Annotated in this window: 11 protein-coding genes; 5 read left to right on the forward strand and 6 right to left on the reverse strand. The window is 69.6% G+C overall.

Annotated elements, in window-relative coordinates; translation table 11 throughout:
* On the reverse strand, window positions 1-2,211 hold a 2,211-nt coding region (locus ACTWQI_RS24680), incomplete at its 3' end, for a transglycosylase domain-containing protein (RefSeq protein WP_443273843.1).
* 448 nt (window positions 2,212-2,659) lie between these two features.
* On the opposite strand from ACTWQI_RS24680, the gene ACTWQI_RS24685 reads away from it, so the two are divergent.
* Genes ACTWQI_RS24685 through ACTWQI_RS24695 form a run of 3 tightly spaced genes read left to right on the forward strand, consistent with a single transcriptional unit; the run spans window position 2,660 to window position 6,290 of the window.
* Window positions 2,660-3,184 carry a PadR family transcriptional regulator gene (locus ACTWQI_RS24685; RefSeq protein ID WP_443273845.1) on the forward strand — a complete coding sequence of 175 codons (525 nt, stop codon included), beginning with the start codon at window positions 2,660-2,662 and terminating at the stop codon, window positions 3,182-3,184.
* Window positions 3,181-3,867 (forward strand): ABC transporter ATP-binding protein, encoded by a 687-nt coding sequence (locus tag ACTWQI_RS24690; RefSeq protein WP_443273847.1) that lies wholly within the window; start codon window positions 3,181-3,183, stop codon window positions 3,865-3,867. The genes ACTWQI_RS24685 and ACTWQI_RS24690 overlap by 4 nt, the downstream gene beginning before the upstream one ends.
* On the forward strand, window positions 3,864-6,290 hold the full coding sequence (locus ACTWQI_RS24695) for an FtsX-like permease family protein (protein ID WP_443273849.1): 2,427 nt from the start codon (window positions 3,864-3,866) through the stop codon (window positions 6,288-6,290). Before ACTWQI_RS24690 ends, ACTWQI_RS24695 begins: the two co-directional genes overlap by 4 nt.
* 337 nt (window positions 6,291-6,627) lie before the next feature.
* Here ACTWQI_RS24695 and ACTWQI_RS24700 read toward each other — a convergent pair whose 3' ends face one another.
* Window positions 6,628-7,584 carry a LysR substrate-binding domain-containing protein gene (locus ACTWQI_RS24700; RefSeq protein ID WP_443273994.1) on the reverse strand — a complete coding sequence of 319 codons (957 nt, stop codon included), beginning with the start codon at window positions 7,582-7,584 and terminating at the stop codon, window positions 6,628-6,630.
* 138 nt (window positions 7,585-7,722) lie between these two features.
* On the opposite strand from ACTWQI_RS24700, the gene ACTWQI_RS24705 reads away from it, so the two are divergent.
* Window positions 7,723-8,277 (forward strand): peroxiredoxin, encoded by a 555-nt coding sequence (locus ACTWQI_RS24705; RefSeq protein WP_443273851.1) that lies wholly within the window; start codon window positions 7,723-7,725, stop codon window positions 8,275-8,277.
* Window positions 8,278-8,284: 7 nt separating this feature from the next.
* Window positions 8,285-8,818: an alkyl hydroperoxide reductase gene (locus ACTWQI_RS24710; RefSeq protein WP_443273853.1), complete on the forward strand. Its 534-nt coding sequence runs from the start codon at window positions 8,285-8,287 to the stop codon at window positions 8,816-8,818.
* 104 nt (window positions 8,819-8,922) lie between these two features.
* Here the strand turns inward: ACTWQI_RS24710 and ACTWQI_RS24715 are convergent, their stop codons facing one another.
* The 4 genes from ACTWQI_RS24715 to ACTWQI_RS24730 form a co-directional block, all read right to left on the reverse strand.
* On the reverse strand, window positions 8,923-10,410 hold the full coding sequence (locus ACTWQI_RS24715) for an AI-2E family transporter (RefSeq protein WP_443273855.1): 1,488 nt from the start codon (window positions 10,408-10,410) through the stop codon (window positions 8,923-8,925).
* 125 nt (window positions 10,411-10,535) lie between these two features.
* Complete coding sequence (locus ACTWQI_RS24720; protein WP_443273857.1) at window positions 10,536-11,240, reverse strand: transglycosylase SLT domain-containing protein; 705 nt, start codon at window positions 11,238-11,240, stop codon at window positions 10,536-10,538.
* Window positions 11,241-11,700: 460 nt separating this feature from the next.
* A complete protein-coding gene (locus tag ACTWQI_RS24725; protein WP_443273859.1) occupies window positions 11,701-13,029 on the reverse strand; it encodes a PhoH family protein in 1,329 nt (442 codons plus the stop codon).
* 804 nt (window positions 13,030-13,833) lie between these two features.
* Complete coding sequence (locus ACTWQI_RS24730) at window positions 13,834-14,589, reverse strand: isoprenyl transferase (protein ID WP_443273861.1); 756 nt, start codon at window positions 14,587-14,589, stop codon at window positions 13,834-13,836.
* Window positions 14,590-14,694 lie beyond the last annotated feature (105 nt).

The following is a 14,694-nucleotide window of genomic DNA, read 5'->3' on the forward strand; positions in this document are numbered from 1 at the left end:
CTTCGGCTCCTCGCTGTCCTCGTCCGGTTCCGGCGGCAGCGTCGGGCGGGACGTCGGCTTCGGTGGAGCGGATGTGGTCGGCGGGGCCTGGGTTGACGGCGTCGGGGTCGGAACCGGGGCCGAGGATGTGGGAGTCGGGTCCGGGCTCTCCGTCTCGCGGGTCGGGGTCGGAGTCGGCTCCGGGTCCGGGTCGGCCGTCGTCGGAGTCTGCGTCGGGCTCGGGGTGGCCCCCGCGCCCTGGTCGGTCTCCAGGTCGAACTCTGCAGTGGCCGCCTTCCCGGTCAGCGCGACCTTGGAGTACGCGGCCCAGATCCGGGCCGGAGGTCCGCCGCCGTCGACCCGGCCGCCGCCGCCCGCTCCCTTCATGCTGACCTGGTCGCCGTTGGCGGCCTCGCCGAAGAGACCCACGGCGGTGACCAGTCTCGGGGTGTAGCCCGCGAACCAGGCCGACTTGTTGTCGTCGGATGTGCCGGTCTTGCCCGCGATCCGGAGACCTGCCGACCGGGCGGCCGCGCCCGTACCGTCGTCGACCACGCCCGTGAGCACCGAGGTGACGGTGTCGGCGGTCGTCCGGTCGACGACCTGGTCGCCGATCGGGTCGGGCAGATCCGCCGTCTGCTCACCGCGCTCGGCGGACTTCACCAGGCGGGGGGCGACCTTCCTGCCGTGGTTGTCGAGCGTGGCGTAGACCCCGGCCATGTCGAGCGGGCTCGCTTCCATCACCCCGAGCGACATCGCCGGTTCCAGCCCGAAACCGCCGGCCTTGGGATGCATGCCGAGGCCGATCGCGGTCTGCTTGACCTCGCGCAGGCCGACGTCCACCGCCATCTGGGCGAAGACGGAGTTGACCGACTTGTTCATCGCCCGCTGGACGGTGACCTTGCCGTAGTCCTTGTCGTCCTCGTTGGGCGGGGCGAAAGCGGTGTCGCTGCCCTTGACGGGGCGCCTGCTGGTGCCGTCGTAGATCGTGCTCGCGCCGATCGGCACACCCTTCTGGGTCTTCGCACCGGTCTCCAGCGCTGCGCCCAGGATCAGCGGCTTGAAGGTGGAGGCCGGCTGGTAGTCGCGGCGGGTGGCGTTGCTCCGCTGGTGTTTGATGAAGTCCGCGCCGCCGTACAGGGCGACGACCCGGCCGCTCTTGGGGTCGACCGAGACCGCGCCGGGCTGCACCTGGGCGTCGACCTTCCGCTTCTTGGGGTCGAGCTTGTCGAGGAGCTCGCTCTCGAAGGCCGCCTCCAGGGCCTTCTGCTTCTTCCGGTCGATGCCGAGCGTGATGTTCCAGCCGCCGGCCTCGAGCTCTTTCTCGTCGACGCCGGCGGCGATCAGTTCGGCCTTGGCGGCTTGCACGAGGTAGCCGTCCTGGCCGCCCAGGCCGGGGGCGGGCTTGGGCGGAACCGGCTTGGGGAAGGTCATCCTCGAGCGCTCGCCCGCGTCCAGCCAGTCCATCTCGACCATGTTGTTCAGGACGTAGTTCCAGCGCTGCAGGACGAGACTGCGGGAGGTGGCGGTGGCGGTGGACCACTCGTACTGGCTGGGGGCCTGGAGCAGCGCGGCGAGATAGGCGCCCTGCTGGACGGTGAGGTCCTCGGCGTCGACGTCGTAGTACGCGCGGGCCGCGGCCTGGATGCCGTACGCACCGCGCCCGTAGTAGCTGGTGTTCAGGTAGCCCTTGAGGATCTCGTCCTTGGTCAGCTTCTGGTCGACCTTGAGGGAGATGATCAGCTCCCTGGCCTTGCGGCTGAAGGTCTGCTCCTGGTCGAGGAAGTAGTTCTTGACCCACTGCTGGGTGATGGTCGAGCCGCCCTGCTTGCCCTTCCCGGTGACGGTGTTGATCAGGCCGCGGGCGGTGCCCTTCACGTCGATGCCGGAGTCCTGGTAGAAGGTCTTGTTCTCGGCGGCGACGAAGGCCCGCTGGACGTCCCTGGGCACATCGGTCAGCGGGACGGACTCGCGGTTGACCGCGCCGGTGCGGGCGATGAGCGTGCCGTCGCTGTACCGGTAGGTGTTGCTCTGCGCCTCCGCCTGGGCATTGGCGCCGGGGATGTCGACCGCGAGGTACAGCGCGATGAAGGTGGCGATGCCGAGGAAGCTGACCGTGAGGAAGCCGCCCAGCAGCTTCCTGAACGTGAAGAAGCGGCGTATCCCGCCCTTCGGCTTCGCGCGGCGGCGGCCTCCGCGCTGGCGCGCCCGCCTCGCTTCCGCTCTTCCCATCTCCCGCAGCTCCCGTTCCATCCGCCCCGGAAAAACCTCACGAAGCTAACACCGCATCTGAGGCTAAAGTGCTATCGATCAAGATTTTCCGGACGTGACAATCAGCACCCTTGTGCATGGGAACTGACGGACGACGGGTCCACAAGGTTGCCCCGGGGGCGTCCCGCTGTTACGCACCTCGCACAGGCCTCGCCCGACCTCCGGCCTGCCGGCTCAGCGGACCTCAAGAAGACGGTCCCGGCCTACGCATACGGTGACGCTGGCGTCGACGTCCTCGGCCTCAAGTGACACGGCGGCCGGGCGGGGTCCCGGCCTGTCACGCGGGCCCGCCTCCGGCACGAGATGCCAGGTACCGGCCGTTCTCCTACCGCAAGCAGCTGACCTGCGAGAATTGACTATTCTCCACGTCTATACACACCACGTATACGCATGGTGTAGAGTCCTCGCCATGTCTATCGGCCACACCCTGCTCGGACTGCTGGAGTCCGGCCCTCGCCATGGTTACGACCTGAAGCGCGCCTTCGACGAGCGCTTCGGCCACGACCGCCCGCTGCACTACGGGCAGGTCTATTCGACGATGTCGCGCCTGCTGAAGAACGGCCTCGTGGAGGTCGACGGCATCGAGCCGGGCGGCGGTCCCGAGCGCAAGCGGTACGCGATCACCGAAGCCGGGATCACCGACGTCGAGCGATGGCTCGCGCAGCCGGAGAAGCCCGAGCCCTATCTGCAGAGCACGCTCTACACCAAGGTCGTGCTCGCCCTGCTCACCGGTCGCAGGGCCGCGGATCTGCTCGACTCCCAGCGTTCCGAGCATCTGCGGCTGATGCGCGAGCTGACCCGCCGCAAGTCCTCGGGCGACATCGCCGACCAGCTGATCTGCGATCACGCACTGTTCCATCTCGAGGCCGACCTGCGGTGGCTCGAACTCACCGCCGCCCGCCTCGACCAGCTCGCGAAGGAGGTCCGCTCGTGACCCCCACCGGTGCCCTGCTCGCCGCCGTCGGCCTGCGCAAGGCGTACGGCCCGACGCCCGCCCTCGACGGCGCCGACTTCAGCATCCACCCCGGCGAGGTCGTCGCCGTGATGGGCCCCTCCGGATCCGGCAAGTCGACCCTGCTGCACTGTCTGGCCGGCATCGTCCGGCCCGACTCGGGCCAGGTCCACTACCGCGGTCGCGAGCTGACCGCCCTGTCGGACGGCGAGCGCAGCGCGCTGCGCCGTGGCGAGTTCGGTTTCGTCTTCCAGTTCGGTCAGCTCGTGCCGGAACTGACCTGCGTGGAGAACGTCGCACTGCCGCTGCGCCTGAACGGCACCAAGCGCAAGGATGCCGAGGCGAGCGCCCTCGAGTGGATGGCGCGGCTGGAGGTCGAGGACGTGGCGCGCAAGCGGCCCGGTGAGGTCTCCGGCGGCCAGGGCCAGCGCGTCGCGGTCGCCCGCTCACTGGTGACGGGCCCTCGGGTGCTCTTCGCCGACGAGCCGACCGGTGCGCTGGACTCGCTCAACGGCGAGCGGGTCATGCAGCTGCTCACAGAGGCGGCCAGGGACACTCGTACCGCGGTCGTCCTGGTCACGCACGAGGCGCGGGTCGCCGCGTACTCCGACCGCGAGGTCGTCGTACGGGACGGCAAGTCGCGTGACATGGAGCGCGTCTCATGAGCGGCCCGGTCATGACCGAGGAGGTCACGTCGACCGCACCGTCGGGGGGCGGCGCAGCCGACGGCCGGACGAGCCTCACCCGCTGGGTCAGCGACCTGGCGCTCGGCGTCCGTTTCGCTGCCGCCGGCGGCCGCCAGGGCTGGGTCCGCACCCTGCTGACCGCTCTGGGCGTAGGACTCGGCGTCGCGTTGCTGCTCGTCGCCTCGGCCGTGCCCACCATGCTGGGCAACCGCGAGGCGCGCGGACTGGCCCGGGACGACTCGTACTTCGGTGCGGAGATCGCGCCCGGCGACGACACCCTGGTCGTCGGGCAGGGCAACACCGAGTTCCGCGGGAAAGACATCCGGGGGAGCATCTACAACCCCGACGGCTCCAACCCGCCGGTGCCGCCCGGCATCGAGAAGATCCCCGGCCCCGGCGAGATGGTGGTCTCCCCGGCCCTCAAGGACCTGCTCACGTCCAAGGAGGGCACGCTCCTCCGGGACCGGCTCGACGACCGCATCGTCGGAACGATCGCCGACGAGGGTCTGTCCGGCCCGAGCGAGCTGGCGTACTACGCGGGCAGCGACAAGCTCACCGTCGAGACCGGGAGCGCCTTCCGCATCAAGGAGATCGGCTCCGATGCGGCCTCCGAAGGACTCGGCGCGATCCTGACCCTCCTGGTCGTCATCGTCTTCGTCGTCCTGCTGATGCCCGTCGCCGTGTTCATCGGTACGGCCGTGCGGTTCGGCGGCGAGCGGCGTGACCGGCGGCTCGCGGCGCTGCGGCTCGTCGGTGCGGACAGCGCCATGACCCGCCGGATCGCCGCCGGCGAGGCGCTGTTCGGCTCGCTGATCGGCATGGTGTTCGGCCTCGGGTTCTTCCTGATCGGTCGGCAACTCATCGGCTCGATCACCCTGATGGACATCAGCGTCTTCCCGTCCGACGTCTCGCCCAGCCCGGCGCTCGCAGCCCTGATCGTCATCGCCGTCCCGGCGGCCGCCATCGGGGTCACCATCGTCGCCATGCGCGGAATCACCGTCGAGCCGCTGGGCGTGGTGCGGAACGCGGGCGCCGGCCGACGCCGCCTCTGGTGGCGACTGCTGTTCCCGGCCGCCGGGCTGGTCCTGCTGCTGCCGCTCATGGGCCAGATCGCCAGTGACGAGGCATCGATCAACGAGTACCAGATCGTCGGCGGCACCGTATTGCTTCTGGTCGGCGTGACGGCCGTCCTGCCGTGGCTCGTCGAGCGGGTCGTCGGGCTCTTCGGTGGCGCGGGACCGGTGTCCTGGCAGCTGGCCACCCGTCGGCTGCATCTGAGCAGTGCCGCGTCCGCCCGTATGGTCAACGGCATCACCGTCGCGGTGGCCGGGGCGATCGCCGTGCAGATGCTGTTCGCCGGTGCGGAGAGCGACTTCACCAAGACCACGGGCCAGGACCCGGAACGGGCCCAGGCCAGTGTGTCGAAGGAGGTCCGGAACGGGCAGGAGGCGCGCGACATCTTCGAGCGGTTCCGGACGACGCCGGGCGTGCGCGGGGTGCAGGGCATCATCGAGTCCCAGGGCGCCAAGGACGGCGCCAAACCGGACCAGGACGGCTACCTGCCGACCGTACCGGTCACCGTCGGGGACTGCGCCACGCTGCGCGAACTCGTCGCCGTCGACCGCTGCACGGCGGGCAGCGTCTTCCTCGTCCAGGCCCCCGACTCGGGCACCGACGTCTTCTCCTTCGCCCGGCCCGGCGGCAGGCTGAACATCAACACGGCCCAGGACGACGAAGGCCGGTACACGGGGAAGCCGGCGCTTTGGACCCTCCCGAGGACGGCGCAGAAAGCCGAGGCCAAGAAGGACGCCGCGGGCACGCTCCGCTACGGGATCTTCACCACGCCCGAGACACTCAAGGTCACGAGGCTGGCGGAGCCCCGGGCGTACGTCCTGCTCCAGGTCGACCCCAGGCATCCGGACGCGATGGAACGGGTCCGCAACACCACCGCCGACATCGACCCGACGGTCGACGTCCTCACGCTCCAAGCGACGGAGCAGTCCCAGAAGTTCGTCAACATCCGGCGCGGTCTCTTCATCGGAGCAACCGCTGTACTGGTCCTCATCGGCGCCAGCCTGCTGGTGACCATGCTGGAGCAACTGCGCGAGCGCAAGCGGCTGCTGGCCGCCCTCGTGGCCTTCGGCACCCGTCGGTCCACGCTCAGCTGGTCGGTGCTGTGGCAGACCGCCGTGCCGGTGGCGCTGGGCCTGGGCCTGGCGATGGTGGGCGGCGTGGGGCTGGGTGCCGTCCTGCTGAAGATGGTCAACGAGCCTGTTGTCGTGGACTGGTCCAGCGTGGGGGCGATGACGGCGATCGGCGGCGCGGTGGTCCTGCTGGTGACCGCCCTCAGCCTGCCGCCGCTGTGGCGCATGATGCGCCCGGACGGCCTCCACACGGAGTAGCCTGCGGCTCGCTTCGGACGAATCGGTGGCGCCTCGCGTGGCACCGCCGACTCCGCCGTCGCGGCGCACCCCCGCCGCGACGGCGAGCAACCCCAACGGCCCAGCCGAGCGGTACCCAACCGGCCTCGGCCCATGCACCGACGGGGCCGGTGAGTTCGGCACCGCCGTGCTCCGCCGCGCAGGTTGCTCGCCGTCGCGGCGGGATGTTTGCCGCCGTCGGCGGCAGTGGCGTGTGCGGGCCGTCAGCCCACACTGCGGGCGAGATGCGCTGCCGAAGGCGGCGGGATAAACGTCGCCCACCGCGATTGCGGAGGACGGCACCGCCAGGTGCCGTTCGTCACGCGGCGCAGATGCGGACAGGCAAAGCGCGCAGCGCCTCCCGTAGCGCTTCGGCGAATTCTTCGAATTCGCCGGACCGCGCCGCCCCCGTCCGCATCGCGAGCGCGATCCGCCGGGACGGCGCCGGGTCGGCGAAGTACCCGGTCGCCAGCTGATCGCTGCGCCCGGTCTCCACCCGCAGCGCGGTCCGCGGCAGCAGGGTCACCCCCAGCCCGCCGGCGACCAGTTGGACGAGGGTCGACAGACCGGCCGCGCTGGTGGTGACCGGAGCGCCCGCTTCCCTCCCCGCCTCGCGGCAGATGTCGAGGGCCTGGTCCCGTAGGCAGTGGCCCTCGTCCAGGAGGAGTAGATCCAGCTCGCGCAGCGCCGCCCGCGGAATGTCGCCACGCCCGCCCAGCCAGTGGTCATGGGCGGTGACGAGCACGAAGTCCTCTTCGAAGAGCGGCAGTTCGGTCACAGCCGGAACGCCCAGAGGCACGGCGAGCAGCAACAGGTCCAGCCGCCCGTGCCCGAGACCGTCGACCAGCGAGGCCGTCTGTTCCTCATGGACCTGGAGATCCAGATCCGGGTAACGGTCATGGACCGTGCGCAGCACCGTGGGCAGCAGATACGGGGCGACGGTCGGGATCACCCCGAGCCGCAACACTCCCGTGAAGGGCGCCCGAGCCGCCTCCGCCTCCTCCATCAGCGCGCCGACCGCGTCCAGCACCGTGCGCGCCCGGGCCGCCAGCCGCTCCCCCGCCGGACTGAGCAGCACCTTCCGGGTCGTACGCTCCAGCAACTGCACACCCAGCGCCTCCTCCAGGGCGGAGACGGCGCCGGACAACGCGGACTGGCTCATGCCGATGGCGGCCGCGGCATCCCGGAAATGAAGGTGCTCGGCGACGGCTGCGAACGCTCGTAGCTGCGCAAGGCTGGGCTGCCGAGCCCCGGTCCGGCCCGAGCCTCTCCCCACGGTCACTGATAAGCACCTCCGATCAACATCAACAAGTCTACCGATTTCCGCGATCAATCCTGTCTGTGGAAGGCTGTAGATCGTCAACCCCTCACGGAAATCCCGCACAAGGGATTCTCGACGCTACAAGGAGAGCGCGTGCTCACTGTCGGTGACAAGTTCCCCGCGTACGACCTGACCGCCTGTGTCGCCGTCGACGCGGACAAGGCCTTCACGCAGATCAATCACAAGTCCTACGAGGGCAAGTGGCGCGTCGTCTTCTTCTGGCCCAAGGACTTCACCTTCGTCTGCCCGACCGAGATCGCCGCGTTCGGCAAGCTGAACGACGAGTTCGCCGACCGCGACGCCCAGATCCTCGGTGTCTCCGGTGACTCCGAGTTCGTGCACCACGCCTGGCGCAAGGACCACGCCGACCTGCGTGACCTGCCCTTCCCGATGCTCGCGGACTCCAAGCACGAGCTGATGAGCGACTGCGGTGTCCAGGGCGAGGACGGCTTCGCGCAGCGCGCCGTCTTCATCGTGGACCCGAACAACGAGATCCAGTTCGTCATGGTGACCGCCGGCTCCGTCGGCCGTAACCCCAAGGAGGTCCTGCGGGTTCTGGACGCCCTGCAGACCGACGAGCTGTGCCCCTGCAACTGGAGCAAGGGCGAGGACACCCTCGACCCCGTCAAGCTCCTCGCGGGCGAGTGATCGCACGATGTCACTCGACGCGCTGAAGTCCGCGATACCGGACTACGCCAAGGACCTGAAGCTGAACCTCGGTTCGGTGATCGGCAACTCCAACCTGCCGCAGCAGCAGCTGTGGGGCACCGTGCTCGCCTGTGCGATCGCCTCGCGCTCGCCGCGCGTGCTGGCGGAGCTGGAGCCGGAGGCCAAGGCCAACCTGACGCCGGAGGCGTACACCGCGGCCAAGGCGGCGGCCGCCATCATGGCGATGAACAACGTCTACTACCGGACCCGGCACCTGCTGTCGGACCCCGAGTACGGCAACCTGCGCGCGGGCCTGCGGATGAACGTCATCGGCAATCCCGGCGTGGAGAAGGCCGACTTCGAGCTGTGGTCGCTCGCGGTCTCGGCGATCAACGGCTGTGGCATGTGCCTCGACTCGCACGATCAGGTCCTCCGTAAGGCCGGCGTGGACCGCGAGACGATCCAGGAGGCCTTCAAGATCGCCGCCGTGCTGCAGGCGGTCGGCACGACCCTCGACGCCGAGGCCGTGCTGGAGCAGTAGGCGCCGTCTCACCGCCCGCGCACGGATCGGCCGCACGCAGTGCCATACGAAGCACAAGGGCCCCGTGGACTCACCTCCACGGGGCCCTTCGCGTTGCGCTCCGCCTACTGTTCCAGCTCACCCCGCGCCGCAGCGGGCGGAGTCGGCGCAGCCTCACCGGCGGACTCGACCGACCCGCTCGACTCGACCGAGCTGGTCGACGGGACCGGCTCGACCGACCCCACGGGCGTCTTCGGCCCGACCGGCGCCACGACCAGGATCCGTTCCTGGGCGTACGCGCGGAGGTAGCCGACGACCGCGTTCGTGACGGCCACCAGCGGCACCGCCACCACCGCCCCGCCGATGCCCGCGATGAGGCCGCCCGCCGCGACCGAGAGCACCACGGCCAGCGGGTGCACCCGCACCGCACGCCCCAGGATGAAGGGCTGCAGCACATGGCCTTCGATCTGCTGCACCGCCAGCACCACGACCAGCACCATCAGCGCCGTGAACACCCCCTGCGTCACCAGCGCCACGATCACCGCGAGCGCGCCCGAGATCACAGCACCCACCAGCGGGATGAAGGCGCCGAGGAAGATGAAGACGGCCAGCGGCACTGCCATCGGGACGTCGAGGAAGTAGATCCCCAGGCCGATGAAGGTGGCGTCGATCAGGGCCACGATCACCGTGCCGCGCACATAGCCGGTGAGCGTCCGCCAGGCCTGCGGGCCCGCGCCCGCGACGCCTTCGCGCGCCGCGCTCGGTACGAACTTCAGCAGCCACTCCCAGATCCTGCGGCCGTCATAGAGCAGGAAGAGCGTGCTGAACATCGCGAGCAGGATGCCGGAGAGCACCTCGATGACGACCGTGACGCCGGCGAGGCCCGCGGAGGTGATCTCCTCGGTGTTGGAGCCGATAGCCTCGCGCAGGCTCTTCGCGACGTCCTTGATCTGCCCCTCGGTCACATGGAAGGGACTCTTCAGGAGCCATCTCTGGAGCTCGTCGATGCCGTCCTGGACCCGCTGCGAGAGATTGTCGATGTTCTCCATGACCTGCCAGGCCACGAACCAGCCCACCAGCCCCAGGATCACGAATCCGGTGATGAAGGTGACGGCCGTGGCCAGTCCGCGCGGCAGCCCCAGTCCTCGCAGTCGGCCCACGGCCGGCTGGAGCAGCGCGGTGATGAGCAGGGCCGCGACGAAGGCCAGCACCACCAACTGCACGGCGCTGATGACCCGCATCAGGACATAGAGCGTGCCGGCGAGGACGAGCACGCGCCAGCCGACCTCGGCCGCCACGCGCACGCCCCAGGGGACCGCGGCGACCGGGTCGGGCTTCGCGGTGACGGCCGGGGCGTACGCGGGCGGCGCGGGCACGTGACCGGTCTCGCTCCGGGCGGATCCGGCCTCGGGGGCGGGATCGGCCTCCGTGTCCTGAGACGGCCCGCCCTCGCCACCGTGGCTGCCTGCGGAGGCCGCGCCGATCCGGTCCACGGATTCGTACGGATACGGGTACTCGGCCGAGGCGGCGGCCTCGCGGCGCTCGTCCAACCGCGTGGAGAGACGGGTGAGACCCGCTCCGACGACACCCAGCCACTGCGGCAATTTGGACATTTCCTCTTCCTCCACCCCCACGCCACGATGCTGTACCACGACGTTACCTGGAGCCGGACGCGACGAAGCCCCCGACCTGTCCGGTCGGGGGCTCGGTGTCATGAGCGGTACGGACGGCCGATGGCCTAGTACCAGTTGTTGGCCTGCCAGAACTCCCATGCGCCGCACGGGCTGCCGTAGCGGTCGTTCATGTAGTTCAGGCCCCACTTGATCTGGGTGGCCGGGTTCGTCCGCCAGTCGGAGCCCGCCGAGGCCATCTTGGAGCCCGGCAGTGCCTGGACGAGCCCGTAGGCGCCCGAGGAGGGGTTGGTGGCCCGGTAGTTCCAGCTGGACTCGTGGTCCACGATGTTGCTGAAGCACTGGAACTGGCCGGCGGGGACCATCTCCCGCGCCATGGACTGGACCTGCGCGATGGTGTAGGAGGCCTGGACGGGGAAGTCGTCGGCGTCACGCGCGGAACGGGACGCCTTCTCCGCCGCCTCACGCGCCTTCGCGGCCTTCTCCTCGGCGGCCTTCTTCTCCGCCGCCGCCTTCTTGGCGGCCGCGTCCTTCGCGGCCTGCTTGCGAGCTGCTTCCTCAGCTGCCTTCTTCGCTGCCGCGTCGGCCGCAGTGGACTGGGCGTCCGCCTGCTCCGTCAGCGACGCGGTCTGTGCCTGGGTCTGGTTTCCAGGGGATATCTCTGCAAGCAGCGTCGCGTCGGCAGCGGTGGCCTCGACCGGTTCGGTCGAACCTCCCTGCGTGCTCCCCGAGGCAACACCGACGACGGCGCCGACGGTAGTGACTGCGGTGGCCGACGCCACGGCGAATCCCCGGACCGAGATCCGGCTCACACGGTTTCCTTCCAGCATCGCCCGCTTAGGTGACCTCGCGGACGCAATCGTGCCCCTGGCACTGACCTCCCCTTGTTCCGGCCCCGAAGTGCGGGTGGGACCGGCTGGTCACGGGAGGCACTGGCCCGGTGCGAACTCTCCTGGAGTTCCCCCACAAGAGTTCCGCTTGGTGCTCGGGCGGCGTACGGCGAACGCTTGTTGAGTTGTGTGGTGCAACACCACTGTGGGTGCTCGTGTGCCGTACGCGGGGCCTGACAGGACCCACACCCTGCCGGACACCGACGCCCCGAGGCAATTCTGCGTTGCGTGGGAAAACTCACACCCCGTTTACACCATGGGTTTCGCGGAAAGGGGCGCGCAGCGCGACGCCGCGCGGCTAAACTCTTAGGCTTTGCTGCGCGGCGTCGCGGTATGGAGTTGTACGGAGTCGCACGAACCGTCAGACCGGCCCGAATCGGGCTTAAATGTGGGTGTCCTCCAGCATTTCGGTCACCAGCGCCGCAATCGGCGAACGCTCAGAGCGGGTGAGCGTGACATGCGCGAAGAGCGGGTGCCCCTTCAGCTTCTCGACGACCGCGACCACGCCGTCGTACCGCCCGACGCGGAGATTGTCGCGCTGAGCCACGTCATGCGTGAGGACAACCCGGGAATTTGCTCCCACTCGCGACAAAACGGTCAGAAGAACATTGCGTTCCAGCGACTGCGCCTCATCGACGATCACAAAGGCGTCGTGCAGCGAGCGTCCGCGGATGTGCGTGAGCGGCAGCACCTCGAGCATGCCGCGCCCCACGACCTCCTCGATCACATCCCGGGTGGTCACCGCGGACAGCGTGTCGAAGACCGCCTGCGCCCACGGGTTCATCTTCTCGGCCTCGGAGCCCGGCAGATAGCCCAACTCCTGCCCGCCCACCGCGTACAGCGGCCGGAAGACCATCACCTTCTGGTGCTGGCGGCGCTCCAGCACGGCCTCCAGACCCGCGCACAGCGCCAGCGCGGACTTGCCGGTGCCGGCCCGGCCCCCCATCGAGACGATTCCGACGTCCGGGTCCAGCAGCAGGTCGAGCGCGATCCGCTGCTCGGCGGAGCGGCCGTGGATGCCGAAGGCCTCACGGTCGCCGCGAACCAGGCGGATCCGGCCGTCGGCCGCGACCCGGCCGAGCGCCTTGCCGCGCTCCGACTGGAGCACGAGCCCGGTGTGCACAGGCAGGTCCGAAGCCTCCTGTACGTACACGCTCTCCGCCGCGAAGAGCTCATCCACCTCCTCGGCGGTGATCGTCAATTCCGCCATACCGGTCCAACCGGACTCTGTGATGGCGAGTTCGGCACGGTATTCCTCGGCGAGCAGGCCCACGGACGACGCCTTGATCCGCAGCGGGAGGTCCTTGGAGACGACGGTCACGTCGTACCCCTCGGCCTGCAGGTTCCTGGCCACGGCCAGGATCCGCGAGTCGTTGTCGTCCAGCCGGAATCCGGCGGGCAGCACACCGGGGTCGGAGTGGTTGAGCTCGACCCTGAGCGTCCCGCCCAGATCTCCGATCGGGATCGCCGCGTCGAGCCGTCCGTACCGGACCCGGTACTCGTCGAGCAGGCGGAGCGCCTGCCGTGCGAAGTAACCGAGCTCCGGATGGTGCCGCTTGGCCTCCAGCTCGGTGACCACGACGACAGGGAGCACGACTTCATGCTCGTCGAAGCGGGCCATGGCCAACGGGTCGGCCAGCAGGACGCTGGTGTCGATGACGTAGGTGCGCCGATCGTGCGCGTGAGCGCGGCGCTTAGTACTGGTCATCACGGGTGGACGAACCCCCTCGGATGAGATCGGGGTGCGACGGCGTCGCCGGGGAATGGGCCGGGCTCGGACCGCGATGCGCGGGCCGTGCACCGGCCCTCCGCGATGTCCGTCCGCGGAGCGTCGGCGTCGGCCGACGAACCGCACGGTCGTCCGTGTGCAAAGGGCCTCCCGGGCGGGCGACCCCATGCCACCCGCTGGTGTCGGACGCCCGTGGAGCGGGCGTCGACTTGCAAGGGATATTCCCTCGAACGAGGGCCGCCATGCCATGGCATATGACGTCAGGTATGTGAACCTTTCGCAACGGCGCCGTCTCTGCCCGGCCGGGCCGGTCATCCATCAGCCCTATATCGCCGCATTTACCCCACTTGGGGCCAGTCCGGCGAAACCCACCCCATTCCCCCTCAAGAACGAGGCCAAAGGCCTCCCACTAGGCAGCTGGGCCCGGCCCGGGAACTGGCCAAAAAGGACATAGCCCGTGGCCACCGAAGGGAGGGGACGGGGTCGGAGGGATGGGGGTTCCGGGAAGCTGCCGTGTATTTGTGGGCCCCCAGGGCCCGTAAATATACGTTCCCGGAACCCCCATCCCGGAGGTCCCGGCCCCGGCACCACACGCCCGGCGGGAACCGACGGCACGCAGCCCTCCGCCGGAGGTATCCGTCTCGTACGCGACTGCACGCCGGTGGCCGGGTTGTGCCCACCCGTTCCGGCTGGGGGCACCTCCCAGCGGTAGCTGGGGGAGGAACGACTGCCTACAACCCGGGAGGGTCAGAGCCGCGGAGCGGCCCCAGCGGCGAGCGTCGAGCGTCAGGATCCGTAGCGGCGGTGGCGCGCCGCGTAGTCCCGGAGCGCTCGGAGGAAGTCCACCTTGCGGAAGGCGGGCCAGAAGACCTCGCAGAAGTAGTACTCGGAGTGCGCGCTCTGCCACAGCATGAAGCCCGAAAGGCGCTGCTCCCCGCTCGTGCGGATCACCAGGTCCGGATCGGGCTGGCCCCGCGTATAGAGGTGTTCGGAGATGTGCTCCACGTCGAGGATCTCCGCGAGTTCCTCGATCGAGGTCCCCTTGCTCGCGTGCTCGATCAGCAGCGAGCGGACCGCATCGGCGATCTCCTGGCGACCGCCGTACCCCACGGCCACGTTCACCAATATGCCGCTGACGTCACGCGTGGCCTGCTCGGCCTCCTTGACCACGGACTGCGTGCGGGCGGGCAGCAGATCCATCGTCCCCACGTGGTGCACGCGCCAGCGACCGTCGGCCGCAAGGTCGCGGACCGCGTCCTCGATGATGCCGAGCAGCGGGACGAGCTCCTCCTCCGGCCGGTCGAGGTTGTCCGTCGACAGCAGCCACAGCGTGACCACCTCGACGTCCGTCTCCGCGCACCAGCCCAGCAGCTCCTGGATCTTCTCGGCTCCGGCCTGGTGGCCCTGCTCGGTGGTGCTGCCCGCGGCCCGGGCCCAGCGCCGGTTGCCGTCGAGGATGACACCGATGTGCTTCGGCACCTGGGCATGGTCGAGGCGGCCTTCCACCCGGCGCGCGTACAACCGGTACACCAGGTCACGCATAGCACGGGGGTACAGCCCGCGGCGCCGCTGATGAACGCCGGGGCTCCCCGGTCGGTCCCCGGATTTACGCAGCATCGCCCTCTCCAGCCCTCCACGCCATGGCAG

It is taken from the genome of Streptomyces sp. KR80, assembly GCF_052245555.1.
In the GTDB taxonomy this organism is placed as follows: domain Bacteria; phylum Actinomycetota; class Actinomycetes; order Streptomycetales; family Streptomycetaceae; genus Streptomyces.

What these genes read in the sequence shown, in the direction of transcription:
- ACTWQI_RS24730 (WP_443273861.1), bottom strand. Translation starts at nt 14,589, where the DNA reads ATGCGTGACCTGGTGTACCGGTTGTACGCGCGCCGGGTGGAAGGCCGC.
- ACTWQI_RS24710 (WP_443273853.1), top strand. Translation starts at nt 8,285, where the DNA reads ATGTCACTCGACGCGCTGAAGTCCGCGATACCGGACTACGCCAAGGAC.
- ACTWQI_RS24715 (WP_443273855.1), bottom strand. Translation starts at nt 10,410, where the DNA reads ATGTCCAAATTGCCGCAGTGGCTGGGTGTCGTCGGAGCGGGTCTCACC.
- ACTWQI_RS24695 (WP_443273849.1), top strand. Translation starts at nt 3,864, where the DNA reads ATGAGCGGCCCGGTCATGACCGAGGAGGTCACGTCGACCGCACCGTCG.
- ACTWQI_RS24685 (WP_443273845.1), top strand. Translation starts at nt 2,660, where the DNA reads ATGTCTATCGGCCACACCCTGCTCGGACTGCTGGAGTCCGGCCCTCGC.